Here is a 25,024-nt window from a genome sequence, read left to right on the forward strand (position 1 = left end):
TGAAGCGAAACCTGTTTATCCTCAGGTTGTTACAAGGACGTCGCAGCATCCTCCGCTCCGACATCGCCTGATGATTTTTCCGGACATTATCTGACGGCGGGCGTCGCCTGCTCGTTCTGCAGCTTGTCGAGCTGCAGGCGGATATGGGCGGCTTCCGCCGCCGAATTGGCGAGCGCGATCGCGCGGTCAAAGGATTCGCGGGCGCGGCGCACCTCGCCCATCTGCTTCAGCAATCCGCCGCGCAGCCCATGGAAATAGAAATAGCCGTCGAGCTTTTCCGCAAGCGTATCCACCAGCGCCAACGCCTCCTCCGGCCCCTTGAGCTTCGAGACGGCAACGGCGCGGTTGAGCGTGATGACGGGCGATGGCTGCACCCGCTCCAGCACCCGGTAGAGGATCTCGATCTCTTCCCAATCGGTATCCTCGGCGCGCTTGGCGCGGGAATGGATGGCGGCGATCGCCGCCTGCAGCTGATACGGTCCCGGCTGGCGGTGACGGATCGCCTTGTCGAGCAGGTTCAGCGCCTCGTTGATCAGCGCGTGGTTCCAGCGGGTGCGGTCCTGATCCTCGAGAAGAACCAGCTCGCCATTGCCGTCGAAGCGCGCATCGCGCCGCGAAATCTGCAGCAGCATCAGCGCCAGCAGGCCCATGATTTCAGGCTCGGCCGGAAAGATCCGCAGCATCAGCCGCCCGAGACGGATCGCCTCGTCGGCAAACGCGGCCGCATCGCGTTTCGGATCGCCCTGCGAATAGCCCTCGTTGAAGACCAGATAGATCATCGTCGAGACGATGGTCAGCCGCTCCGCCCTCTCCTCCGGCCCCGGCGTTTCGAAGGGAACGCCGGCCTTGGCGACGCGCGCCTTGGCGCGGGTGATGCGCTGCTCCATGGCGCTTTCGCCGACGAGAAACGCCTTGGCAATCTGCTGCACGGTAAGGCCCGAGACGATGCGCAGGGCGAGCGCGATCTGCTGCGTTGCCGGCAGATCCGGATGGCAACAGATGAAGAGCAGCCGCAGGATGTCGTCGCGGTAGTTGGATTCATCCAGCCGGTCAGCGATATCGCTCTCGGCATCCTCTCTATCGGAGATCAGCTCCTCGTCCGGCAGCGCCTGCGTCTTCTTCTGCTTGCGCACCGCGTCGATGCCGCTGTTGCGGCCGACGAAGATCAGCCATGCCGTCGGATCGCGTGGCGGGCCCTTGTCCGGCCAGGTGCGGATGGCGCGCAGGCAGGCCTCCTGAAAGGCCTCTTCCGCGATATCGAGATCGCGGAAATAGCGAAGCAGCGCGCCCAGCGCCTTCGGCCGGGCAGAAGCCAGCGTCACGTCGATCCAGGCAATGTCTGTCATGTGGCTTTATCTCCCGGATGGAACACGTAGAAGGGCCGGATCTCGTAGGAGGTCGAGCCCGGATTGACGGCTGACAGCTCCTTGGCGAAGGCGATCGCCTCGTCCAGCGTGTCGAAATCGATGCAATAGAAGCCGAGCAGCGCTTCCTTGGTCTCGGCAAACGGGCCGTCGAGCACCAGCGGCTCTTCCTTGCCCTTGCGCAGCGTCGTGGCCGACGTCGTCGGCATCAGCCGCCCGGTCGGGCCAAGCTTGCCGGACTTGGCGAGCGGCTCCTGCACGGCGTAGAGCTTCGCCATGACGGCATCCTCCTCCTCCTTCGACCAGGAGAAGACGGTTTCTTCGTTGGCATAGCAAAGGATCGCATAAAGCATCTGTTACTCCTCTTCCTCAATGACGAAGGAGTAACCCGCCATCCGACAGGGCGCAGCAAAAAATTACGCTTCACAAATAAGCGGTGGGGCAAAATTAGCATTGGGGATTGTATCGGCCGCTTCGCTCTTCGCCATCGAGTTGCCACCTTCGACTCCGATTTCTCGCGCGGCTGGATTTCCAACATCATATTTCAGGACGAAACATGCATCTTTTCAAAAGCCTGTTCCTGGCTGCAGCACTGGCCGGCGCAGCCACTGCCGCCTCCGCAGCGCCCCAGAATTTCATCTATACCGGCGCCGGTGAGCTCGACGGCCTCAAGGACCTGCTGTCGCGCCCCGATATCGGCGGCGCGCAGGTGGTCTATAACTGGAAGATGCTGGAGAAGGGCAAGGGCGAGTACGACTTCTCGCCGATCGAGAAGGACCTGGCGATCGCCAAGAGCCTGAACAAGAAGCTGTTCATCCAGGTGCAGGACCGCTTCTTCAGCCCCAAGGCCCGCAACATCCCCGACTACATGCTCGAAGGCGCCGAGTATGGCGGCGGCCTCGCCCCGCAATTCGACAATCCCGGCGAAAACAAGGGCATCGGCTCCGGCTGGGTGGCGCAGCAGTGGAACCCGGCGGTGCGTGAGCGCTACCAAGCGCTGATCTCGGCGCTTGCCGCCAAGTTCGATGGCCGCGTCTATGGCATCAACCTGCCGGAGACCTCGATCGATCTCGACCCGAAGAACGAGCCGAAGGACTTCTCCTGCGATGCCTATTTCGCCGGCGAGATGGAGAACCTCGGCTTCGCGCGCAAGGCGTTCTCAAAGTCGATGGTCGTCCAGTATGTCAACTTCTGGCCCTGCGAATGGGAAAACGACCACAAATACATGAGCCGTCTGTTCGATTTCGCCGCGAAGAACAATATCGGCCTCGGCGGCCCCGATATCGTGCCGAACCGCAAGGCGCAGATGAAGAACTCCTATCCGTTCTTCAACCAGTACAAGGGCAAGCTCGCCTATGTCGGCATGGCCGTGCAGGAGCCGACGCTGACCTACAAGAACCCGCAGACCAAGAAGCCCTTCACCAAGGAAGAATTCACCGCTTTCGCCAACGACTATCTCGGCGCCAGCGTCATCTTCTGGAGCACGAAGAGCCCCTGGCTCAAGAAGTAGCCGAAAGCCTCGTCTTCATCCCGGCAATCGCCCGGCGGAAGACATCATGATCGTCGAGGGCGCGCGACAGAACCAGCGCGCCCTGGATACCGAGAACCGCGGCCTCCGCCTCCTGCTGTGCAGTACCCTGCTCTACCCCGCTGCGCACGAGAGCGCCGACGAGCGCATCCACCCACCGCCGGAAATAGCCGTTGATCGCCTCGCTGAAACGCTCCCGCGTCCCATCGAGCGCGAAAGCACCGACGAGGCAGATGCGCCCGCCGGAGCGGAAGTAATCGTCGACGCCCCGCCACATCGCCTCGATCGCCACCGAGGGCTCGTCGCTGCGCAGCGGCTCGTAGATGAAATCCTCGAACCAGCGATCGACCTCCTGGAGTACGGCAGCCGCCATCTCCTCCTTCCCGCCGGGGAAGAAGTGATAGAGGCTGCCCTTACCGATCCCGGTGCGTTCGGTGATCCGGCTGAGCGTCGCGCCCTCATAGCCGAGTTCCCGGAAGATCTCGGCAAGCAGGGGCACGACATCGCGGCGTTCGTAGACGGTTTTCAGAGCCTTGCGTCCTTAGAGGCCGAGCTCTGACAGCCCCGGATGGTCATCCGGACGGCGGCCGAGCGGCCAGTGGAACTTGCGGTCCGATTCCTTGATCGGCATGTCGTTGATGCAGGCGAAACGGCGCTGCATCAAGCCATCGGCATCATATTCCCAGTTCTCGTTGCCATAGGAGCGGAACCAGTTGCCGCTGTCGTCGTGCCATTCATAGGCATAGCGCACGGCGATGCGGTTTTCGCGGAACGCCCAGAGCTCCTTGATCAGCCGGTAATCCAGCTCCTTGGCCCACTTGCGGCTCAGGAAGGCAACGATCTCCGGCCGGCCGTTGACGAACTCGGCGCGGTTTCTCCAGGCGCTGTCGGGCGTATATGCGAGCGACACCTTTTCCGGGTTGCGGCTGTTCCAGCCGTCCTCGGCAAGGCGGACCTTCTGGGTGGCGGTTTCCAGTGTGAATGGGGGGATAAGTGCAGTCATTGTCATATCTCCTGTACCAATAGGAATGCATTGTACCGATCAGTACAGCAGAAGCAAGGGACGCGCCTGCGGCATTCGCGCACGCATGGAAGAATGACGTCGCGCCCACGTTTCTGACGCAATTGGACGGTTTGTTCCTGCCGCAGCGCACAATCGGAAGGGGAAACCATGCACCAGCAGAAGACCCGCATCGAATGGCTGGATATCGCCAAGGGCCTCTCGATCATCCTCGTGGTCGTCTACCACACCCTGCTCTACCTGAACTTCCACGAGATGGCCCCGGCACTCTACACCAAGATCAGCAACATCATGGCGCCGATCCGCATGCCGCTGTTCTTCTCGGTATCGGGTTTCCTCGCCGCTTCGGCGATGCGGGCCACATGGCCGGATTTCGTCAGGAAGAAGATCTGGACCTTCGTCTGGCTCTTCGGCGTCTGGAGCACGGCGCGCTGGCTTTATTTCCGCTATGTCCACACCAACGGCCTCGTGCCCTCGGAGGGGTCGGATCCCTATCAGCTCATTGAAATGTGGTGGGCGCCGAATACCGGCATCTGGTTCATCTGGGCGCTGGCAATCTTCATGACCGTCACCAAGCTGCTCTCCTCGGCGCCGCGCATCCCGGTCATCGCCGTCGGCACCATTCTCTCGATCCTCACCTTCGGCGGCTATCTGCCGATCGATCTCTTCACCCACCGCAATGTGCTGCAGTATTTCGTCTTCTTCGCCTTCGGCTGCTGGTATGGCAGGCTGATCGCCGAAACGCTGACCGAGCGCCCTCTCCCCTTCGCGGCCGGTGGCTTTACCGCTTTCATCCTGCTGCTGGCGCTGCGCAGCCGCCTGCAGCCGATCGAGCCCGGCCTCTGGGCCTCTGCGTCGTCGATCGCAGGTCTGTCATGGCTGTGCGGCATGGCCGTGCTGATGTCGCGGCTGAAGGCCCTGCGCGACGTCTTTTCCTATTTCGGCCGCAACACGCTGCCGGTCTACGTCACCCATGTGATGATCGTCGCCGGCATAGCCGGCCTGATCGCCACCCTGGTCGAGCCCTCACCATCGATCGGCTATCTCGCCGCACCCCTGATCTGCGTCACCGCCATCACGCTGTCGCTGGCAATCAAGGCAACCGCCGACCGCTCCGGCGCAAGCTGGCTCTACAGCCCGCCGGCTAGGCGCGAAAGGGCGGTGGCGGCGGCCTGATCAGGCATCGCTCAGCGTCCGCTTCACCGCATTCTTCCACCCCTTGAGTTTGGCGGAACGGGTCTTCTCGTCCATGTCTGGTTCGAAGCGACGGTTGCGCTTCCACTTCGCAGAGAAGGTCTTGCGGTCCGGCCAGACGCCGGCCCGGCTGCCGGCGAGCCAGGCAGCTCCGAGCGCCGTCGTCTCCAGGATCACCGGCCGGTCGACGGGCGCGTCGAGCAGGTCGGAGAGCCGCTGCATCGTCCAGTCGGAGGCGACCATGCCGCCATCGACGCGCAGCACCGTGTCGTCGCTGCCGTTCTTCCAGTCCTTCTGCATCGCATCGAGCAGATCGCGGGTCTGGTAGCAGACGGCTTCCAGCGCAGCGCGGGCGAATTCCGCCGGGCCGCTGTTGCGTGTCAGGCCGAAGATTGCCCCGCGCGCCTTCGGATCCCAATGCGGCGCGCCGAGACCGGTGAACGCCGGCACCAGATAGACCTCCTGCGAGGGATCGGCATTCTCGGCGAGCTTGCCGGTCTCGCCGGCCGTGTCGATGATGCCGAGACCGTCGCGCAGCCACTGGACGGCCGCTCCGGCGATGAAGATCGATCCCTCCAAGGCATAGGTCGTCTCGCCGTCCAGCCGGTAGGCGATCGTCGTCAACAGCCGGTTCTTCGAACGCACCATGTCGGAGCCGGTATTCAAAAGCGCGAAGCAGCCGGTGCCATAGGTGGATTTCAGCATGCCAGGCTCGAAGCAGGCCTGGCCTATCGTTGCCGCCTGCTGGTCGCCGGCAACTCCGAGGATCGGGATCTCGGCGCCGAGGATCGACTTCTCGACGATGCCGAAATCGGCAGAGCAGTCCTTCACCTCCGGCAGCATGGCGGCGGGAACGCGCAGGATCTCCAGCAGGTCCTTGTCCCATTCGTTCTCGGCGATGTTATACATCAGCGTGCGCGAGGCATTGGTCGCGTCGGTGGCGAAACTCTTGCCGCCGGTCAGCCGCCAGATCAGGAACGTGTCGATCGTGCCGAAGCAGAGTTCGCCCTTGGCGGCGCGGGCGCGCGCACCCTTCACATTGGCGAGCATCCAGGAGAGCTTGGTGCCCGAGAAATAAGGATCGAGGATCAGGCCGGTCTTCCTGGTGAAGATCTTCTCGAGGTCCTGGCGCTTCAGGTTTTCGCAATAGCTCGCCGTGCGCCGGTCCTGCCAGACGATGGCATTCTGGATCGGCTTGCCGGTTTCCCGCTCCCAGACGACGACGGTCTCGCGCTGGTTGGTGATCCCCAATGCGGCAATGTCAGTCGCCTTCACCTTCGCTTCGCGCAGCGCCATCTGGATCGTCGAAACGACGGAATCCCAGATTTCCTCAGGGTCATGCTCCACCCATCCCGAGCGCGGATAGATCTGCGTGAACTCCTTCTGGCCCACGCCTGCGATCTTCATCTCGCCATCGAACACGATCGCCCGCGTCGATGTCGTGCCCTGATCGATCGCCAGAACATATCCGCTCATCCCTGCCCCCTCCCATGAAGCTCTGATGCTTTCAGATAGATCATTTAAGAGGCAGAAACGAAAGGAAAAAGAAAGCCGAGCGCAATTTTGCCCCTCGTCAGATCGCCGCTTTACAAGCCGCGCGGCGCATGTTTAAAAGGCGCCAACGACAGGGGTGCTCCGTATAGCCGGGGCTGAGATGCGGCTGGCATGGCCTCAAACTCTTTAGCTGATCTGGATAATACCAGCGGAGCGAGGCGAGCGATGTTTTCTGGCGCACAAATTTCCCTTTACCCGATGACCGACCGTTTCGTCGACGTCATCCTGTCTGCCCTTCCGGCACTTGATCCCTATCGCGAAAAGCTCAGGATCGAGACCGACGACATCTCGACGCTGATCGTCGGCACGCCCGATATCGTCTTCGCCGCCATGCGCGATCTCTATGTCGCGGGCTCGGCAGACGGCATCCACGCGGTGCTGCGCGCCACCATCTCCCGCGGCTGCCCCGGCGAGCCCGATGATCCCATGTGCCACACCGAAGCCCTGACGGGCCCGGTCCTGCCGCTTGCCGAGCGCAAGGCGTCGGCTCTCGAAGCGGTCGCTTCCGCCCCGGTCACCGGCCGCCATGCAGCCGCGCAGTTCTCGCTCTATGTCATGGGCACCGGCGATCACATGGAAGAGATCTACGGCTGCATCGACTTCCTGAAGAACTCGGGCGTCTTCGACCGTTCGAAGAATTTCTGCACCCGCGTCAAGGGCGATGCCGGTGCCGTCTTCGCGACGATCCACGAAGCCTTCGTCCGCTTCGGGCCGCCGAACGGCCATGTCACGATCGATCTCACCGTATCGGCCAACAGCCCCTCCGCCGTCTGATCTCAGCGTCACGTCAGGATCCTGCCGATGCCGAGATCTGTCCGGTTGCCGGGCCTTGCCGCCCGTTTCATTCCCGCCATCCTGTCCGTCGGCGCTGTGCTCGCCGCCTGGGAAAGCTATGTGCGCATCGCCGGCCTCCCGCCCGCGACGCTGCCCGCACCCTCGCGCGTTCTCGCACAGGCCTTTGCCGAACGTGCCGCGCTGCTGGCGAATAGCTGGCCGACATTGCAGGCGACCCTGGCGGGTTTCGCCGCCTCCCTTCTCATCGCTTTCGTGTTTTCGGTGCTGATCGATTTCGTGCCGCGCCTGCGCTCGGCGCTGATGCCTGTTTTCGTCATCAGCCAGACGCTGCCGCTCGTCGCCATCGCGCCCTTGATCGTCCTCTGGTTCGGCTTCGGCCTGCTGCCGAAAATCCTGCTGGTCGCCCTCGTCACCTTCTTTCCGATGCTTGTGGCCCTCACACGCGGCTATGAGGCGACAGAGCCGGAGATCGAGGAACTGCTGACCACCATGGGCGCCTCTCGGTGGAAACGCTTCCTCGCCGCCCGCCTGCCGTCATCGCTGCCCTATTTCTTCGCCGGTCTCAGGATATCGATCACCTATGCCGTCGTCGGCGCCATCTTCGCGGAATATGCAGGGGCCGCCCGCGGGCTCGGTATCTATATCCTCAACGCCAAGAACAATTTCCGCGCCGATCTCGTGCTTGCCGCCGTCCTCGGCAGCGCTCTGCTGACGCTCTTGCTGTTCTCACTCGCGGTCCTCGCCGAGCGCCTCGCCATGCCCTGGCACCGGGCAAACGGGGAGGACCTGGAATGAGCAGCGCGCCCCTCCTCGATATCGAAAACCTCAGCTGCCGCCTCGGCAATATCGATGTGCTCGCCGGCATCTCGCTGCACCTGAAGCAGGGCGAATTCATATCCGTCCTCGGCCCCTCCGGCGCCGGCAAATCGACACTCTTCCGGCTGTTGACAGGCTGCGCCACCGCATCCGCCGGCAGCATCCGCATGAACGGCCAGCCGCTCGACGCCGCCGAACGCCCCTTCGCCTTCATGCCGCAGCGCGATGCGCTGATGCCTTGGCGGCGGCTGATCGACAATGCCGCACTCGGCCTGGAGATATCTGGCATGCCCCGCCGCGAGGCCCGGCGCCAGATCGAGCCGCTGCTCGCGGAATTCGGCCTCGCCGGCTTCGAGAACAGCTGGCCGCATGAACTCTCCGGCGGCATGCGCCAGCGCGCCGCCCTGCTGCGCACGGTGGTGCAGCAGCGCCCCATCCTGCTGCTCGACGAACCCTTCGGCGCCCTCGATGCGCTGACGCGGCTGAAGATGCAGCGTTTCCTCGAGGCGCTCTCTGCCCGCCGTGGCCTCTCGGTAGTCCTGATCACCCATGACGTGCGCGAGGCCGTGCTGCTCTCCGACCGCATCTACGTCTTCTCGCCCCGCCCTGCCCGCGTCGCCCTCGAAATCGACGTCCGCCTGCCCCGGCCGCGAACGGAACCGGGAAAGCATCAGGCCGAGATCATCGCAATCGAAAACCGCATTCTCACAACGCTCTTCGAAGGAGAAGCCGAACCATGACCATGCCGATCATCACCCGCCGCACGGCGCTTGCAGGCATTCTCGCCTTGACCGCCGCACCGCTTGCCGTCCGCGCCGCAAGCCCCAAGGTCTCGGTCGCCCTCGACTGGACGCCGAACACCAATCACATCGGCCTCTACGTCGCCCGGGAGAAGAATTTCTACCGCGACGCCGGCATCGAGGTCGACATTCTCCCCTATACCGACACCTCTGCCGCAACCCTCGTCGCCAGCCGCGTCGCCGATTTCGGCGTGCTCGGCTCGATCGGCCTGATGACCCAGCGCGCCGCCGGTGCCGATCTCGTCGGCACTTTCGCGATCGTCCAGAAGGAGACCGGCCGCGTCGTCTTCAAGGGGGACCGCACCGACATCAAGACGCCGAAGGATCTCGACGGCAAGACCTATGGCGGCTTCGGCAGCGCCTGGGAAAATGCCCTGCTCGGCTCGATGATCAGGAACGCCGGCGGCAAGGGCGAGTTCGAGACCGTGACGCTCGGCACTTCCGCCTATCAGGCGCTCGACAATGGCGCTGTCGATTTCACGCTCGAAGTCTATACCTGGGAAGGCGTTCAGGCCGAGCTCGAGAAGAAGGCCCAGCGCGCCTTCGTCTATGCCGATTACGGCGTGCCGGATGAACACACCGCGCTCCTCGGCACCAGCAGCGCCTATCTCTCGGAAAAGCCCAATCTCGCCCGCGCCTTCATGCAGGCGACGCGACGCGGCTATGAATTCGCCGCCGATCATCCGGATGAAGCAGCCGATATCCTGATCAAGGGAACGGACGGCGCGCTCACCAATCCGGACCTCGTCAAGGCATCGCTGAAAACGCTAGCCTCCGACGGCTATCTGCGCACCGCCCCCGGCAAGGCCGGTGCCATCGACCCGGCAAAGATGAAAGCGATCGGCGATTACCTGTTCGACGCCGGCATTTTGAAGGATGCCGATGGCAAGGTGCTGACCGCGCGCCCGGATTTTGCCGCCGCCTTCACCACGACGCTTCTCGCCGGAAGCTGAGAACGCCATTCGGCGATTGTCAGCCGCAAGGCTTTGCGCATAACCTTGGTCCAACCCGGACCAAGGAGAAGCGCTTATGAAAAGAACCGTCGTCGTCACCGGCTCCACCAGCGGCATCGGCCTGGCGATCGCCACCGCCTTTGCCGGCAAGGGCGACAACGTCGTCATCAACGGCTTCGGAAAAGCCGAAGAAATCAAGGCGATCACCGAGCGGCTTGAATCACTTTCAGAGGGCCGCGCCCTCTACCATCCGGCCGACATGACCAAGCCCGCCGAGATCGCCGACCTGATCGAGACTGCAGCGAAAACCTTCGGAACGGTCGACGTCCTCGTCAACAATGCCGGTATCCAGCATGTCGAGAAGATCGAGGACTTCCCCGTCGACAAGTGGGACCAGATCATCGCCATCAATCTCTCGAGCTCCTTCCATACGATGCGATCGGCCATTCCGCACATGAAGGCGAAGAAGCATGGCCGGATCATCAATATCGCCTCTGCCCACGGCCTCGTCGCCTCGCCGTTCAAATCCGCCTACGTGGCGGCGAAACATGGTATATTAGGACTGACGAAAACGGCGGCACTCGAGCTCGCTGAGTCGGGCGTGACCGTCAACGCCATCTGCCCCGGCTACGTGCTGACGCCGCTGGTCGAAAAGCAGATCCCGGATACGGCCAAGGCCCGCGGCATGACCGAGGAGCAGGTGAAGACCGAGGTGATCCTGAAGGCGCAGCCGACGCACGAATTCGTCAAGGCCGAGGAAATCGGCGCGCTGGCGCTCTACCTCGCAAGTGACGATGCCCGGCAGGTCACCGGCACGCATATCTCGATTGACGGGGGCTGGACTGCGGCATAACCATTTAGAAAAACAAGAATAAGGAACATCATGAACGACGCCATCCGCTTCATCCTCAATGGCGAGGACATCACGCTCAGAGATGTCCGGCCGACCGAAACGCTTCTCGATTTTCTGCGTTTGAGGCGCCGGCTGACCGGCACGAAGGAAGGATGCGCCGAAGGCGATTGCGGCGCCTGCACGGTGCTGATCGGCCGCCTCGTGGACGGCAAGCTCGCCTATGAATCCGTCAATGCCTGCATCCGCTTCATGGGCTCGCTGAACGGCACCCATGTCGTGACCGTCGAGCATCTGGCCGCCAAGGATGGCACGCTGCATCCGGTGCAGCAGGCGATGGTCGATTTCCACGGCTCGCAATGCGGCTTCTGCACGCCGGGTTTCGTCATGTCCCTCTATGGCCTCTGGCTGTCCAGCGAAAAGCCCGGCCGACCGCAGATCGAAAAGGCGCTGCAGGGCAATCTCTGTCGGTGCACGGGCTACGAGCCGATCGTCAAGGCGGCGGAAGCCATCGCCAGGGCTCGGCCGAGCACGCTCTTCGATCCCCTCGAAAAGACCCGCTCCGATATCGTCGCCCGCCTCTGGGCGCTGCAGCCGCGCGAGACGATCACCATCGCCTCCGACGCCGGCAAGCTGGTCATCCCTGGCTCCGTCGAGGGACTGGCCCGCATTCTTGCCGAAGAACCCACGGCAACCATCGTCGCAGGTTCCACCGATGTCGGCCTCTGGGTGACGAAGCAGATGCGCGCACTCACCCCCGTCGTCTTCATCAATCACCTGAGCGAACTGCAGGCGATCAAGGTAACCGAGGGCGGCGTGACCTTCGGCGCCGGCGTCACCTACACCAAGGCCTTCGAAGTCCTTGCCAGGAAGGTGCCCGCCCTTGCCGGCCTGATCAACCGTATCGGCGGCGAGCAGGTTCGCAACATGGGAACGATCGGTGGCAATATCGCCAATGGCTCGCCGATCGGCGACAGCCCGCCGCCGCTGATCGCGCTTGGCGCCACCGTCAAGCTGCGCTCTGCCGCCGGCACCCGCATGCTGCGGCTCGAAGACTATTTCATCGCCTATGGCAGGCAGGACCGCAAAGCCGGCGAATTCGTCGAGAGCGTCTTCGTGCCCTATCCGGCCGAGGGCACGCATTTCGCCGTCTACAAGATCACCAAGCGCCGCGACGAGGACATCACCGCCGTTCTCGGCGCCTTCTACCTGACGCTCGACGACAACGGCGACGTCCACGACATCCGCATCGCCTTCGGCGGCATGGCCGGCATCCCCAAGCGCGCCCGCACCGTCGAATCCGACCTGCTCGGCAAGCCCTGGACCGAAGCCACCATCGACGCCGCCCGCGGCACCTTCGACGCGGACTTCCAGCCGCTCTCCGATTGGCGCGCTACGGCGGAGTATCGCCAGCTGACGGCGCGGAACCTGCTGACGCGGTTTTATCTGGAGACGGTGGGGACGCCGGTGGAGCTCAAGCGGTTCGAGGGGGTGGCGTGATGAACATCGTGAGCATCTGCGCAAATAGCCCCCTCATCCGCTCTTCGGGCACCTTCTCCCCGAGGGGAGAAGGGATGTGCGGCGCCGTCTCGTTCCCCCTTCTCCCCAGCGGGGAGAAGGTGCCCGAAGGGCGGATGAGGGGGCCACGCGCACCGACCTGTGCGGCGGAGTCCCATCATGGATAAATCCACCTTCGAAAACCCGAAAGCGATGATCTCCGGCCCGATGCACGGCGCGCTGAAACATGATTCAGCGCATAAGCATGTCACCGGAAGCGCCGATTATATCGACGATATTCCCGAACCCGCGGGCCTGTTGCACGGCGCTCTCGGCACCTCGGAGCGGGCGCACGCCGATATCCTCAGCATGGATCTCTCCGAAGTCCGCCGTCATCCCGGCGTCATCCTCGTCTTCACCGGCAAGGACGTGCCCGGCATCAACGACGTCTCCTCGAACGGCAGCCATGACGAGCCGCTGCTTGCCGAAACCAAGGTCGAGTTCCACGGCCAGCCGATCTTCGCCGTCATCGCCGAAACCCGCGAGGCCGCGCGGCATGCCGCCCGCAAGGCGAAGATCGAATATCGCGACCTGCCGCACTGGAGCGATATCGACGGCGCGCTGGAGAATGGCAGCCCGCTGGTCATCACGCCGATGACGCTGAAGCGCGGCGAGGCGAAGGCCGAGATGGACAATGCCCCGCACCGGCTGCGCGGCCAGATGCGCATCGGCGGCCAGGAGCATTTCTATCTCGAAGGCCATATCGCCATGGCGATCCCCGGCGAGGACGACGAGGTCACCGTCTGGTCCTCGACGCAGCATCCGAGCGAGATCCAGCACATCGTCGGCCATGTGCTCAACATCCCCTCCAACGCCGTCACCGTGAACGTGCGCCGCATGGGCGGCGGCTTCGGCGGCAAGGAAACGCAGGGCAACCAGTTTGCAGCTCTCGCCGCCATCGCCGCCAAGAAGCTGAAGCGCGCCGTCAAATTCCGCCCGGACCGCGACGAGGACATGACGGCCACAGGCAAGCGCCACGATTTCCTCGTCGATTACGAACTCGGCTTCGACGACGAAGGCCGCATCCATGCCGTCGACGCCACCTATGCGGCGCGCTGCGGCTTCTCCTCCGATCTCTCCGGCCCGGTCACCGACCGCGCCCTCTTCCACGCCGATTCCAGCTATTTCTATCCGCATGTGCATCTGCAATCGAAGCCGCTGAAGACCCACACCGTCTCCAACACCGCTTTCCGCGGTTTCGGCGGCCCGCAGGGCATGCTCGGCGCCGAGCGCTTCATCGAGGAGATCGCCTATGCCACCGGCAAGGATCCGCTCGAAATCCGCAAGCTGAACTTCTACGGCCAGCCCGGCTCCGGCCGCACGCTGACGCCCTATCATCAGGAAGTCGAAGACAGCATTCTCGAGCGCATCGTCGGCGAGCTTGAAGACAGCGCCGACTATCAGGCCCGCCGCAACGCCATCATCAGCTTCAACCGCGACAGCCGCTACATCCGCAAGGGCATCGCGCTGACGCCGGTGAAATTCGGCATCTCCTTCACCATGACCGCCTTCAACCAGGCAGGCGCTCTCGTCCATATCTATCAGGACGGCTCGATCCACCTGAACCATGGCGGCACCGAGATGGGCCAGGGCCTCTATACCAAGGTGGCGCAGGTTCTGGCCGACAGCTTCCAGGTCGATATCGACCGCGTGAAGATCACCGCGACGACGACGGGCAAGGTGCCGAACACCTCGGCGACGGCCGCCTCCTCCGGCTCCGACCTCAACGGCATGGCCGCCTATGACGCCGCCCGGCAGCTGAAGGAACGCCTCGTCGCCTTTGCCGCCGAAAAATGGAGCGTCGATCCCGCCGACGTCATCTTCCTGCCGAACCGGGTGCGCGTCGGCGAGACCGAGATCCCCTTTCCGGATTTCGTCAAGCAGGCCTATTTCGCCCGCGTCCAGCTTTCGGCCGCCGGTTTCTACAAGACCCCGAAAATCCACTGGGACCGCGCCGCCGGCCGCGGCACACCCTTTTACTATTTCGCCTATGGCGCTTCCTGCACCGAAGTGACGATCGATACGCTGACCGGCGAATACCTGATCGACCGCACCGACATCCTCCACGATGTCGGCCGCTCGCTGAACCCGGCAATCGATATCGGCCAGGTCGAAGGCGCCTTCGTGCAGGGCATGGGCTGGCTGACGACGGAAGAGCTCTGGTGGGACGACAAGGGGCGGCTGCGCACCCACGCGCCCTCCACCTACAAGATCCCGCTCGCCTCCGACCGACCGGAGGTCTTCAACGTCAAGCTGGCCGAATGGTCGGAAAACAAGGAAGCCACGATAGGCCGCTCGAAAGCTGTCGGCGAACCGCCCTTCATGCTGGCGATCTCGGTGCTTGAGGCGCTGTCGATGGCGGTGGCGAGTGTGGCGGATTACAAGGTCTGCCCGCGGCTCGATGCGCCTGCGACGCCGGAGCGGGTGTTGATGGCGGTCGAGCGGATGAAGCTGGTGTGAGGGTGGTGGCTGTGGCTTACCCCCCTCTGCCCTGCCGGGCATCTCCCCCACAAGCGGGGAGATCGGCTGGGCGCATCCGCTCGCGCCACAGCAATACTCTGACATCCATTGTTTGGGGAAACCCGTGCTTCTTGCCATTCTCCCCCCTTGTGGGGGGCTCGAAGAGCGGGGCGAGACGAGTGGCTCGCCCCCGGCAGTCCGGCAGGACAGAGGGGGGTAACCCACCCACAAACCTATCGGTCAACCAATGACCGACTTCCACACCTTCCTCACCACCCACCCCACCACCATCCTCATCGAAATCACCGGCACCCAGGGCTCCACCCCGCGCGAAACCGGCACCTTCATGCTGGTCTCCTCCACCGCCATCTGGGGCACGATCGGCGGCGGTCAGTTCGAATATCTGGCGATCGAGAACGCCCGCAACCTGCTGGAAAATAGCGGCACCGAGACGATGGACATCCCGCTCGGCCCCGAAATCGGCCAATGCTGCGGCGGCCGCACGCAATTGCGGTTCCGCAAGGTGACGGATGACGTTCTGAACGAACTTGAAGCAAGGCATATCGGCGAAGCCGAACACCGCCCCGCCGTCTATCTCTTCGGCGCCGGCCATGTCGGCCGCGCCCTCGCCGTGGCCCTCGCCCCGCTGCCGCTTGCGGTCACCGTCATCGAGACCCGCCAGGAAGAGCTGGCAAACCTGCCTGCCGAAACCGCGACGAAACTGACGGCGATGCCGGAAGCCCTGATCGCGGAAATCCCCTCGGGCTCCGCGATCGCCATCCTGACCCACGACCACGCCCTCGATTTCCTGATTGCCCGCGAAGCGCTGGCGAGAACCGACCTTGCCTATACCGGCATGATCGGCTCGGCGACCAAGCGCGCCACCTTCTCAAGCTGGCTTTCGCGCGAGGGCGGGGAGAAGGCGTCACTCGCCCGCCTCACCCTGCCGATCGGCGGCTCTGCCGTGCGCGACAAGCGCCCGGAGGTGATCGCCGCCATGACATCAGCCGAAATCCTCACGGCGCTGGCTGCTTATGGCCAGCGCTCGAAATAATCGCGCGGTTCCCGGCCATCCAGGAACCCGAGATCGCGCCTGACCCGGTCGGGCATGGTGTCGACGTCGAGCCGCGAGGAATACACGAACGTGCGGTAGACCCATGCCCGGAAACGGGAGACAAGTGCGCGCGCCGGCAGCTCATTGTGCAGCTCACTGCGTTCGATCGTTGAGTCCTTCATGACAGTCACCTTCATTCAGTTGATGGTATGACTTGCAGTCTGCGCCTGAAAATGCTGCAATTCCAATCGAACGATCATCTCCATGCATAAAGAGAGCTTATCCATGAAGCTGTCAAAACAGTTCCCGCTGAATGCGCTGCGCGTCTTCGAGGCCGTTGCCCGGCATGGCAGTTTCACCAAGGCCGGCGAGGAGCTCGGCATGACCCAGACGGCCGTCAGCTATCAGGTGAAGCTGCTGGAAGAGAATGTCGGCGAGCCGCTGTTCCTGCGCCGCCCGCGGCAGATCAGTCTGACGGAGACAGCCGAAAGGCTGGCGCCTCAGGTCACCGAGGCCTTCGAGATGCTGCAGCTCGCGATGGCTGAAGCGCGCGGCGAAACCGAAGTGACACTGCAGATCACCTGTCTCGCCACCTTCGCCTCGCAATGGCTGGCGCGCCGCGTCGGCCTCTTCCAGCTCGACCATCCGAATGTCGCGGTGCGCATCAACACCTCCGATACGCTGGTCGATCTCGGCCGCGAGGCCTTCGACATCGGCATCCGCTCGGGCACCGGCGAATGGCCGGGCCTGCGCGCCGAGAAGCTGATGGATGTCTATTTCACGCCGATGCTGAGCCCGGCCCTCGCCGAAACCATCGGCGGCGTCCACGAACCGGCCGATCTCCTGAAGCTCAGGATCTTCGACACCACCGACCCCTGGTGGCACCAGTGGCTGGAAGCGGCGGGCGTTCCGACATCGAACCTGAAGACACGGGCAACGAGCTTCTACGGCGCCCAGGCCTATGAAGCCTCAGCCGCCGTCGCCGGCCAGGGTGTCGCCATCCTGACGCCGGATTTCTACCCGGACGAGCTTGCCAGCGGCAAGCTGATCCGCCCCTTCGAGCTGCAATGCAGCGATGGCCGCGGCTATTGGCTGGCCTACCCGGAAAACCGCCGCAACGTCCCGAAGATCAAGGCCTTCCGGAACTGGATCATGACCGAGATGCACGGCAGCAAGCTGCCGGCTCAATAGCCCATTTCGGGCGCATAGAAGCAGCGCGGCGTATCCTCGTTCGGAAACAGGCAGAGGTGATAATCGCCGTCGCCGGAATGCATCGCCTTGGTCAGCGGCAGCAGGAAAACGTGGTAGCGGGTGACGAGCCGGTGGTCGCCCGGCACCAGCGTCACCCGGTAACCGTTCGGCGTCACCGTGACGCTCTTTGACGGGATCATCTGGCAATCGCCGGTCTGGCTGTCGCCATTGCAACAGAATGGATCATAAGACCATCCGGAAGGCGCATCATGCGCCAGAGCACCGGAGGCAAAGGCAATCATTACGCATGCCAATATGCTTCGCATGGGCACATCTCCATCGATGCATGCCCCGCCGCAACGCGCATCTCACAGCATCACGGCAGCCCTCGAATTAAGGTGTAACGAAGCCGTCACATTTCAAGACGGCGTGCGGCCACCATCAAAGCATCGAGCCTTTCCAGGCTGATGACATCGGCGGATCCCTGAAAGATCATCAGCGGCTTGCCGAAGATCTCAACGCCGTCGCTGTGAACGATCAGCCCCTCACCGTCCCGGCAGGCGACGACCGGGTGGCTGATCGTCTCGCTGTAGCGCAGCAGCTTGGGAAGAAAGCTTTCGTCCTCGTTCAGATGCGGAAAATACTCGAAGGGCACGAGATCGAGCGCCTCGCCATCGATGATGTCGGAAGGCTGCTGTCCCAGGAAGAAGGCATCGACGGCGATCGTCGGCGTCATCAGAATCGCCCCGGCGCTGGTGCCGATCAGGATGCCGTCGTCGAGCGCCCACGACCGCAGACGTTCGAAGACGTTGGCATTGTGCAGCCGCTGCAGAAAGTGGCCGGTATGGCCGCCGGAGAGGTGGATGGCGTTGCAGGAGAACAGACGTTCGAGATCTTCAGGCACCACCGCGTCGAGATCGATGAAGGGATCGAGCGTCAGGCCGTGCTCGGCATAATAGGCGGCCTTCTCCTTGAAGAAGCTGCGGTCGGGATCGGGACCGGACGAGATATAGCCGATGTGCTCGCCGCGCTGGCGCACGATCTCGGCCAGCCGCCGGTCCATCGGCGCATTCTCGGCAATCACCTGATCGCTGTAGAGCGCAAGGATCATCGTTGTTCTCCCTCTCCTGGTGCCCGAACTATCGGCCATTCGCCGCCCGATGGGAAGCGAACTTCCCCCTTCCCTCATGCACCAACATTCTGCAATGTGACGAGTCGAGAAGACAGGGGAACCGAATGTACGAATATGCCATAGCGTGGGAATGGCTGGCCTTTGCGGCGCGCTGGTTCCACGTCGTCACCGCGATTGCCTGGATCGGCTCGTCCTTCTATTTCATCGCGCTCGATCTCGGCCTCGTGAAGCGGCCGCATCTGCCCGTCGGCGCCTATGGCGAGGAATGGCAGGTCCATGGCGGCGGCTTCTATCACATCCAGAAATATCTGGTGGCCCCGGCGCAGATGCCGGAGCATCTGACCTGGTTCAAATACGAGAGCTATTTCACCTGGCTCTCCGGCTTCCTGATGCTCTGCATCGTCTATTACGGGGGCGCCGATCTCTTCCTCATCGACCGCCATGTGCTCGATATCGGCCCGCCGACGGCGATCCTGATTTCGCTGGCGTCGCTTGCCGGCGGCTGGCTGGTCTATGACCTGCTCTGCAAGTCGCCGCTCGGGAAAAACACCTGGGGCCTGATGGTCGTGCTCTATGCCGTGCTGGTGTTCATGGCCTGGGGCTATACGCAGGTCTTCACCGGCCGCGCCGCCTTCCTGCATCTCGGCGCCTTCACCGCGACGATCATGTCCGCCAACGTCTTCATGATCATCATCCCCAACCAGAAGATCGTCGTCGCCGACCTGATCGCCGGGCGCACGCCCGATCCGAAATACGGGCAGATCGCCAAGCAGCGCTCGTTGCACAACAACTACCTGACGCTGCCCGTCATCTTCTTCATGCTGTCGAACCACTATCCACTCGCCTTCGGCACCGCCTTCAACTGGGTGATCGCCGCCCTCGTCTTCCTGATGGGCGTCACCATCCGCCACTGGTTCAACACCACGCATGCCCGCAAGGGCCGCCCGACCTGGACCTGGATCGCCACCGTCATCCTCTTCATCCTGATCATGTGGCTGTCGACCGTGCCGAAGGTGCTGACCGGCGAGAAGGATGCCGATGCGGCGGCCGTCGCCCCTGCCTTCCAGCAATTTGCCGGCGACGCGCATTTCCCCGCCGTCAAGCAGCTGGTCGGCACGCGCTGTTCGATGTGCCATGCGGCAGAGCCCGTCTATGAGGGCCTGGCGCGCCCGCCGAAGAACGTCATCCTCGAAAACGACGCGGAAATTGCCGCCCACGCCCGCGAAATCTATATACAGGCAGGACGCAGCCATGCGATGCCCCCGGGCAACGTGACCGACATCACGCTCGATGAGCGCAAGCTGCTCGTCGCCTGGTATGAAAGCGCAGTCGAAGGCAAACAGCAATGACAGTGAAACTTCTGCGCGGGCGCCTGCTCTCGTTCAAGCGCGCCCCGCAAAGCCTGACGGATACCGACAGCTATCTCTACAAGACCGACGGCGCCCTGCTGCTCGACGGCGGCAAGATCGCGGCCAGCGGCAGCTATGCCGACGTGAAGGCAAGCGCGCCGGAAGGCACGGAAGAGATCGACCATCGTCCGCATCTGATCATGCCCGGTTTCATCGACACCCATCTGCATTTCCCGCAGATGCAGGTGATCGCCTCCTATGCCGCCAACCTGCTGGAATGGCTGAACACCTACACCTTCCCGGAAGAGTGCCGCTTCGTCGAGAGCGCCCATGCGCAGAAGATCGCCACGCATTTCTACGACGAGCTGATCCGCCATGGCACGACGACCGCCGTCGCCTATTGCTCGGTGCACAAGACCTCCGCCGACGCCTATTTCGCCGAAGCCATGAAGCGCGGCATGTGCATGGTCGGCGGCAAGGTGATGATGGACCGCAACGCCCCGCAGGGGCTGCTCGATACGCCCGAGATGGGCTATGATGAGACCCGCGCCGTCATCGCCGAATGGCACGGCAAGGGCCGCAACCACGTCGCCATCACCCCCCGCTTCGCCATCACCTCGACGCCCGCCCAGATGGAAGCGGCAGCAACGCTCGCCCGCGAATTCCCGGACCTGCATATCCAGACGCATCTCTCCGAGAACCACGACGAGATCCGCTATACCTGCGAGCTCTACCCGGAAGCGGTCGATTACACCGATATCTACGCCCGCTACGGCCTGCTCGGAAAGAAGACGCTCTTCGGCCACTGCATCCATCTGTCGGATCGCGAGGCGGATGCGATGAGCGAAGCCGGATCGATCGCCGTCCACTGCCCGACATCGAACCTCTTCCTCGGATCCGGCCTCTTCCCGCTGAAGGCGCTGTCGCGCCGCGAGAAGCCGGTCAGGATCGGCGTCGCCACCGATATCGGCGGCGGCTCCAGCTATTCGATGCTGCGCACGATGGACGAGGCCTACAAGATCCAGCAACTTCTCGGCGAGCGCTTGAATCCGCTGGACAGCTATTACCATATGACATTGGGCAATGCCGAAGCCCTGTCTCTCGCAGACAATATCGGCACGCTGGAAACCGGCACCGACGCCGACATCGTCGTCCTCAACGCCGCGGCAACGCCGGCCATGGCACTGAAGATGGATGTGGTCAAAACCTTGGCGGAAGAGCTCTTCCTGCTGCAGACGATGGGCGACGACCGGTCGATCGTGGAGACATATGTCGCGGGCAACGCGATGAAGGCGGCGCTCTGACATAGCGCCTGCGAAATCGGGGGAAGCATGAGCGAGACGCAGCGCAAGTTGACGACCATCTTCTCTGCCGATGTGCAGGACTATACGCGGCTGATGGGCCTCGACGAGGAAGGCACGCTGGCAACGCTGAAGCGCTACCGCGACGCCATGTCCGGCCTGATCACCGCCCATGGCGGCCGCGTCGTCAACACCTGGGGCGACGGCCTGATTGCCGAGTTCCCGAGCGTCGTCGAGGCGGTGCGCGCCGCCGTCGACGTCCAGACCGAACTCGCAGCCTTCAACGACGCCAAACCGGCAAGCGCGCAGATGCTGTTCCGCATCGGTATCAATCTCGGCGACGTCATCGCCGATGGCTCCGATATCTACGGCGACGGCGTCAACATCGCCGCCCGCCTGCAATCCTCGGCGCCAGCCGGCGGCATCGTCATCTCCAACACGGTTTACGACCAGGTCCGAAACAAGATCCCCGTCGGCTTCGACTTCCTCGGACCGCTGACCGTCAAAAATGTCTCGGAGGCGATCCCGAGCTACGCGATCCGCATTGGCGAAAGCCAGCCGCAGGCTGCTCCGCCTGTAGCAGCAGCCATATCAAACACCCGTACCGACGAGCGGCCGACCGCTTCGCTCTCCCGGGTCCGCAAGCTGCTCGGCATCTTCGCCATCGCCGCCGTCGTGTTCGCCGTCATCAACGCGCTGACCTGGGAGGGTAACCTCTGGGCCGCGTGGCCGATCCTCGGCCTCGCCTTCGTTTCAGCCATGCTGATCGCCCGTCTGCAGAACCGCGTCGACCCGCAGCTCGCTGGCCTCGCTATCATTGGCCTCGGGCTTATCGCCATCAACCTGCTCTCCTGGCACGGCACCTTCTGGGCGATCTGGCCGCTGATGGCCTTCGCCGTCATCGGCGCGATCCGCTGGGTGATGCGAAGCTGAGCGGCGACTGAGGCCGCCGCCCTGCTGGAGCGTCAGACCGTCGGCACCGTGCCGCCGTCGATCGTGAACTCGGCGCCATGGATGGCCGCCGCCCGGTCGGATGCCAGGAAGGCGACAAGCTCCGCCACCTCCTCCGGAAAGGCCGGCCGGCCGATCGGAATGCCGCCGAGCGCATTCATGATGCTCTGCTTGGCAGCCTCGGCATCGATGTCATTGGCCTCCGAGATCCGCGACACCAGCCGGTCGGAGGCCTCGGTCATGATCCAGCCCGGCGCCACCGCCGTCACCCGTACGCCCTTCGGCCCGAGCTCCTTCGACAGCGCCTTGCTGTAATTGCTGAGCGCCGCCTTGGCCGCCGCATAGGCGATCGTCGCATCATGCAGCGGCAGCCGCCGCTGGATGGACGAGACGTGGATCACCGTGCCGGCGCGGCGCTCGATCATCCCCGGCACGAGCAGCCTGTCGAGCCGCACCGCCGGCATCAGATTGAGGTTCAGCTCATTCTGCCAATGTTCCTCGCTCAGCGCCGCAAAGCCGCCGCCGGGTGCTCCGGATCCTCCGAGCGTGTGGACGAGGATATCCACGCCCCCGAATGTGTCGATCGCTGCCTGCGCCAGCTTACCGACACCCTCTGATGTCGAAAGATCGGCAGCAACGAAGAGCCTGGCAGTGCTCCCCTCTGCCGGCTCCGAGCGGGCGCCGGTGATCGTCACCGCCCCTGCCGCTGCGAACCGGCGCAGGATCGCCGCACCCGCGCCCTTCGTGCCGCCTGTCACCAGCACGCGCTTGCCCGAGAATTCCTCGCGAATGATCGGAAATGTATGCGCTATGGTCATGTCTGTCCTCTTGTGTTGGAGGACGGGGCGCCGCCGTCCAAAACAATCGCGTTGCTTGGCCGGCAAGATGGCGATAGGCTTTCGACATGACAAGTACGCACGAAAAAGTAGGGTACTTACCTCAAAGTAAGCCCACCGACGACCTGACGCCATCGACCGCCGCCGAGGGCGTCGAGAATGTGCTGCGCATGCTCGAAGGACGCTGGAAGCTCGTCATCCTCTTCCATCTCTTCGGCGGCAATGTGCTGCGCTTCTCCGATCTGGAACGCGCGATCCCGGCCATCTCGCAGAAGATGCTGATCCAGCAGCTGCGCCAGATGGAAGCCGACGGCATCGTCAGGCGCATCGTCCACCATCAGGTGCCGCCGAAGGTGGAATATTGCCTCACCGACTGGGGCCAGTCGCTCTGCCCGGCGCTCGACGCATTGCTGAAATGGGCAGCGGCGAAACCGACCGCATAGAGTGGATTTCCGCCTCTTTAAGCACATGATTTTTCTGGCGATGTCCGGGCAGTGTGATACGTCTTCGATACCCTTCCGGAGGATGCCGATCTCATGTCCAAGCCGCTCACCATCGCCGACCTGAAGACGCTTGCCCGCCGCCGCGTCCCGAAGATGTTCTTCGACTATGCGGACTCCGGCGCCTGGACAGAGAGCACCTATCAGGCAAACGAGAGCGACTTCGCGAAGATCAAGCTCCGCCAGCGCGTCCTCGTCGACATGACCAACCGCTCACTGGAAACCGAAATGATCGGCCAGAAGGTCTCGATGCCGGTGGCGCTGGCGCCAACAGGCATGACCGGCATGCAGCACGCCGATGGCGAGATGCTGGCAGCGCGCGCAGCGGAAGAATTCGGCGTGCCCTTCACGCTCTCGACCATGAGCATATGCTCGATCGAGGATGTCGCTTCGGTGACGACGAAGCCCTTCTGGTTCCAGCTCTATGTGATGAAGGACAAGGACTTCGTCCTCGACCTGATCAACCGCGCCAAGGCGGCGAAATGCTCGGCCCTGGTGCTGACCGCCGACCTGCAGATCCTCGGCCAGCGCCACAAGGACCTGCGCAACGGCCTCTCCGCCCCGCCGAAATTCACGCCCAAGCATATCTGGCAGATGGCGACGCGCCCGCTCTGGTGCCTGGACATGCTGCAGACCAAGCGCCGCACCTTCGGCAACATCATCGGCCACGCCAAAAACGTCACCGATCTCTCCTCGATCTCCATCTGGACGCATGAGCAGTTCGACCCCAGGCTCTCCTGGGCCGATGTCGCCTGGATCAAGGAAAAATGGGGCGGACCGCTGATCATCAAGGGCATCAACGATGTCGAGGACGCGAGGCTCGCCGCCGAGACCGGCGCCGACGCCATCATCGTCTCCAACCACGGCGGCCGCCAGCTTGACGGCACCCCCTCCTCGATCAGCATGCTCCCGGCCATCGCCGACGCCGTCGGCGACAGGATAGAGATCCACCTCGACGGCGGCATCCGCTCCGGCCAGGACGTGCTGAAGGCCATCGCCCTCGGCGCCAAAGGCACCTATATCGGCCGCCCCTTCCTCTACGGCCTCGGCGCCATGGGCAAGGAAGGCGTCACACTGGCCCTGGAGATCATTCGCAAGGAGATGGACATGACCATGGCGCTCTGCGGCAAGCGGGATATCCGGGATGTGGATGGCTCGATCATCGCGGGGCGAGACTGAGTGAATTGAAGAATACACATAAGTGTGTATAATTCGGTTTCTATGAAGAGCGCTGATGTTCTCGCAGCATTGAAGCGGGCTGGTTGGACGGTGGTTGCCCAGCGCGGCAGCCATGTGCAGCTGAAGCATCCGGCAATTCCGGGCCGTGTAACCGTTCCTCATCCGAAGCGTGACATCCCGCTTGGCACGCTTCGCAGCATCGAGAAGCAATCCGGACTGAGGCTGAAATGAGCACGCAAAATTATATCGGATTGATCCACAAGGAAGCCGGCAGCGATTTCGGCGTCTCCTTCCCCGACTTTCCCGGCGTGATTACGGCGGGTTTGTCTCTGGACGAGGCCCGACAGATGGCCGAGGAAGCCTTGGCTTTTCACGTCGAAGGAATGATCGAGGACGGCGACGCGTTGCCGGTGGCGTCCTCTCTGGAAGCGATCATGAAGGACAGCACGAACCGTGACGGCGTCGCCATCCTGATCGCCGTTCGCCATCCCTCGCCGAAAGCCGTCCGGATCAACGTCACGCTGCCGGAGGATGTGCTGCAGCGTATCGACGCCTTTGCCGCCGAACAGGGGATTTCCCGCTCCGGCTTTCTCGCCCGCGCCGCCCAGCACGAAATCGAACGCAGCAACGCGGCCTGAA

27 protein-coding genes and 1 riboswitch are annotated in these 25,024 nt (G+C 63.3%); of the genes, 18 read left to right on the plus strand and 9 right to left on the minus strand.

The genetic code is table 11. The features are described 5' to 3' along the window. Nucleotides 1-86: 86 nt before the first annotated feature. Both ACODR6_RS16165 and ACODR6_RS16170 read right to left on the minus strand, forming a co-directional pair. Nucleotides 87-1,346 (minus strand): RNA polymerase sigma factor, encoded by a 1,260-nt coding sequence (locus ACODR6_RS16165; RefSeq protein ID WP_489022968.1) that lies wholly within the window; start codon nt 1,344-1,346, stop codon nt 87-89. After that, a complete protein-coding gene (locus tag ACODR6_RS16170) occupies nt 1,343-1,717 on the minus strand; it encodes a YciI family protein (RefSeq protein ID WP_130277755.1) in 375 nt (124 codons plus the stop codon). The genes ACODR6_RS16165 and ACODR6_RS16170 overlap by 4 nt, the downstream gene beginning before the upstream one ends. 203 nt (nt 1,718-1,920) lie before the next feature. On the opposite strand from ACODR6_RS16170, the gene ACODR6_RS16175 reads away from it, so the two are divergent. Further along, nucleotides 1,921-2,874 (plus strand): hypothetical protein, encoded by a 954-nt coding sequence (locus tag ACODR6_RS16175; protein WP_489022970.1) that lies wholly within the window; start codon nt 1,921-1,923, stop codon nt 2,872-2,874. Here ACODR6_RS16175 and ACODR6_RS16180 read toward each other — a convergent pair. Together ACODR6_RS16180 and ACODR6_RS16185 are read right to left on the minus strand one after the other, a co-directional pair. Next, nucleotides 2,864-3,421, minus strand: a complete 558-nt coding sequence (locus tag ACODR6_RS16180; RefSeq protein ID WP_489023145.1) for a TetR/AcrR family transcriptional regulator — start codon at nt 3,419-3,421, stop codon at nt 2,864-2,866. The genes ACODR6_RS16175 and ACODR6_RS16180 overlap by 11 nt on opposite strands. 12 nt (nt 3,422-3,433) lie before the next feature. Beyond that, nucleotides 3,434-3,895 carry a nuclear transport factor 2 family protein gene (locus ACODR6_RS16185; RefSeq protein WP_130277752.1) on the minus strand — a complete coding sequence of 154 codons (462 nt, stop codon included), beginning with the start codon at nt 3,893-3,895 and terminating at the stop codon, nt 3,434-3,436. Between the two features lie 168 nt (nt 3,896-4,063). Between ACODR6_RS16185 and ACODR6_RS16190 the strand changes: the two genes are divergently transcribed. Next, nucleotides 4,064-5,089 carry an acyltransferase family protein gene (locus tag ACODR6_RS16190; protein WP_489022972.1) on the plus strand — a complete coding sequence of 342 codons (1,026 nt, stop codon included), beginning with the start codon at nt 4,064-4,066 and terminating at the stop codon, nt 5,087-5,089. Here ACODR6_RS16190 and glpK read toward each other — a convergent pair whose 3' ends face one another. Next, nucleotides 5,090-6,583, minus strand: a complete 1,494-nt coding sequence (gene glpK / locus ACODR6_RS16195; protein ID WP_489022974.1) for a glycerol kinase GlpK — start codon at nt 6,581-6,583, stop codon at nt 5,090-5,092. A gap of 140 nt (nt 6,584-6,723) precedes the next feature. After that, nucleotides 6,724-6,835, plus strand: a riboswitch (TPP riboswitch). On the opposite strand from glpK, the gene ACODR6_RS16200 reads away from it, so the two are divergent. From ACODR6_RS16200 to xdhC, 8 genes are all read left to right on the plus strand, one after another. After that, on the plus strand, nt 6,827-7,435 hold the full coding sequence (locus tag ACODR6_RS16200; protein ID WP_130277749.1) for a YkoF family thiamine/hydroxymethylpyrimidine-binding protein: 609 nt from the start codon (nt 6,827-6,829) through the stop codon (nt 7,433-7,435). It overlaps the preceding riboswitch by 9 nt. A 27-nt stretch (nt 7,436-7,462) precedes the next feature. Next, nucleotides 7,463-8,251, plus strand: a complete 789-nt coding sequence (locus ACODR6_RS16205; RefSeq protein WP_489022976.1) for an ABC transporter permease — start codon at nt 7,463-7,465, stop codon at nt 8,249-8,251. Beyond that, nucleotides 8,248-9,012 carry an ABC transporter ATP-binding protein gene (locus tag ACODR6_RS16210; protein ID WP_489022978.1) on the plus strand — a complete coding sequence of 255 codons (765 nt, stop codon included), beginning with the start codon at nt 8,248-8,250 and terminating at the stop codon, nt 9,010-9,012. Before ACODR6_RS16205 ends, ACODR6_RS16210 begins: the two co-directional genes overlap by 4 nt. Before the next feature lie 2 nt (nt 9,013-9,014). Beyond that, nucleotides 9,015-10,025 carry an ABC transporter substrate-binding protein gene (locus ACODR6_RS16215; protein WP_489023147.1) on the plus strand — a complete coding sequence of 337 codons (1,011 nt, stop codon included), beginning with the start codon at nt 9,015-9,017 and terminating at the stop codon, nt 10,023-10,025. 76 nt (nt 10,026-10,101) lie between these two features. Then, a complete protein-coding gene (locus tag ACODR6_RS16220; RefSeq protein WP_203428375.1) occupies nt 10,102-10,878 on the plus strand; it encodes a 3-hydroxybutyrate dehydrogenase in 777 nt (258 codons plus the stop codon). A 30-nt stretch (nt 10,879-10,908) separates the two neighbouring features. Beyond that, the gene (gene xdhA / locus ACODR6_RS16225) at nt 10,909-12,375 is read left to right on the plus strand and encodes a xanthine dehydrogenase small subunit (protein WP_489022980.1); all 1,467 of its coding nucleotides are present in this window, start codon (nt 10,909-10,911) and stop codon (nt 12,373-12,375) included. Between the two features lie 177 nt (nt 12,376-12,552). After that, a complete protein-coding gene (gene xdhB, locus ACODR6_RS16230; protein ID WP_489022982.1) occupies nt 12,553-14,892 on the plus strand; it encodes a xanthine dehydrogenase molybdopterin binding subunit in 2,340 nt (779 codons plus the stop codon). 247 nt (nt 14,893-15,139) lie between these two features. Next, entirely contained in the window at nt 15,140-15,946 is an 807-nt protein-coding gene (gene xdhC, locus ACODR6_RS16235; RefSeq protein WP_489022984.1) for a xanthine dehydrogenase accessory protein XdhC, read from the plus strand. Here xdhC and ACODR6_RS16240 read toward each other — a convergent pair. Beyond that, the gene (locus tag ACODR6_RS16240; protein WP_246777461.1) at nt 15,925-16,128 is read right to left on the minus strand and encodes a hypothetical protein; all 204 of its coding nucleotides are present in this window, start codon (nt 16,126-16,128) and stop codon (nt 15,925-15,927) included. The two genes, xdhC and ACODR6_RS16240, sit on opposite strands and share 22 nt — an antisense overlap. Nucleotides 16,129-16,231: 103 nt before the next feature. On the opposite strand from ACODR6_RS16240, the gene ACODR6_RS16245 reads away from it, so the two are divergent. Next, entirely contained in the window at nt 16,232-17,137 is a 906-nt protein-coding gene (locus tag ACODR6_RS16245) for a LysR substrate-binding domain-containing protein (protein ID WP_148194727.1), read from the plus strand. Here the strand turns inward: ACODR6_RS16245 and ACODR6_RS16250 are convergent. Further along, a complete protein-coding gene (locus ACODR6_RS16250; RefSeq protein WP_112719453.1) occupies nt 17,131-17,463 on the minus strand; it encodes a hypothetical protein in 333 nt (110 codons plus the stop codon). The two genes, ACODR6_RS16245 and ACODR6_RS16250, sit on opposite strands and share 7 nt — an antisense overlap. Before the next feature lie 86 nt (nt 17,464-17,549). Next, nucleotides 17,550-18,248: a Type 1 glutamine amidotransferase-like domain-containing protein gene (locus tag ACODR6_RS16255; RefSeq protein WP_489022987.1), complete on the minus strand. Its 699-nt coding sequence runs from the start codon at nt 18,246-18,248 to the stop codon at nt 17,550-17,552. Nucleotides 18,249-18,373: 125 nt separating this feature from the next. Between ACODR6_RS16255 and puuD the strand changes: the two genes are divergently transcribed. Genes puuD through ACODR6_RS16270 form a run of 3 tightly spaced genes read left to right on the plus strand, consistent with a single transcriptional unit; the run spans nt 18,374 to nt 21,852 of the window. Further along, nucleotides 18,374-19,618 carry a urate hydroxylase PuuD gene (puuD, locus tag ACODR6_RS16260; RefSeq protein ID WP_489022989.1) on the plus strand — a complete coding sequence of 415 codons (1,245 nt, stop codon included), beginning with the start codon at nt 18,374-18,376 and terminating at the stop codon, nt 19,616-19,618. Beyond that, nucleotides 19,615-20,922 (plus strand): guanine deaminase, encoded by a 1,308-nt coding sequence (gene guaD / locus ACODR6_RS16265; protein ID WP_489022991.1) that lies wholly within the window; start codon nt 19,615-19,617, stop codon nt 20,920-20,922. Before puuD ends, guaD begins: the two co-directional genes overlap by 4 nt. Nucleotides 20,923-20,949: 27 nt before the next feature. After that, on the plus strand, nt 20,950-21,852 hold the full coding sequence (locus ACODR6_RS16270; protein WP_489022992.1) for an adenylate/guanylate cyclase domain-containing protein: 903 nt from the start codon (nt 20,950-20,952) through the stop codon (nt 21,850-21,852). 32 nt (nt 21,853-21,884) lie between these two features. Here the strand turns inward: ACODR6_RS16270 and ACODR6_RS16275 are convergent, their stop codons facing one another. Continuing rightward, the gene (locus tag ACODR6_RS16275; protein ID WP_489022994.1) at nt 21,885-22,688 is read right to left on the minus strand and encodes an SDR family oxidoreductase; all 804 of its coding nucleotides are present in this window, start codon (nt 22,686-22,688) and stop codon (nt 21,885-21,887) included. An 86-nt stretch (nt 22,689-22,774) separates the two neighbouring features. Here ACODR6_RS16275 and ACODR6_RS16280 point away from each other — a divergent pair, with 86 nt between their 5' ends. The 4 genes from ACODR6_RS16280 to ACODR6_RS16295 all read left to right on the plus strand — a co-directional run bounded on the left by ACODR6_RS16280 (nt 22,775) and on the right by ACODR6_RS16295 (nt 25,023). Continuing rightward, nucleotides 22,775-23,149 carry a winged helix-turn-helix transcriptional regulator gene (locus ACODR6_RS16280; protein WP_489022996.1) on the plus strand — a complete coding sequence of 125 codons (375 nt, stop codon included), beginning with the start codon at nt 22,775-22,777 and terminating at the stop codon, nt 23,147-23,149. Between the two features lie 93 nt (nt 23,150-23,242). Next, a complete protein-coding gene (locus tag ACODR6_RS16285; protein ID WP_489022997.1) occupies nt 23,243-24,385 on the plus strand; it encodes an alpha-hydroxy acid oxidase in 1,143 nt (380 codons plus the stop codon). A gap of 42 nt (nt 24,386-24,427) precedes the next feature. Next, nucleotides 24,428-24,616, plus strand: a complete 189-nt coding sequence (locus tag ACODR6_RS16290) for a type II toxin-antitoxin system HicA family toxin (RefSeq protein ID WP_489022998.1) — start codon at nt 24,428-24,430, stop codon at nt 24,614-24,616. Further along, nucleotides 24,613-25,023, plus strand: coding sequence for a type II toxin-antitoxin system HicB family antitoxin (locus tag ACODR6_RS16295; RefSeq protein ID WP_489023000.1), 411 nt, complete (start codon nt 24,613-24,615; stop codon nt 25,021-25,023). Before ACODR6_RS16290 ends, ACODR6_RS16295 begins: the two co-directional genes overlap by 4 nt. The last annotated feature ends 1 nt before the right edge of the window (nt 25,024 follow it).

The organism is Rhizobium sp. FG96 (assembly GCF_057808655.1).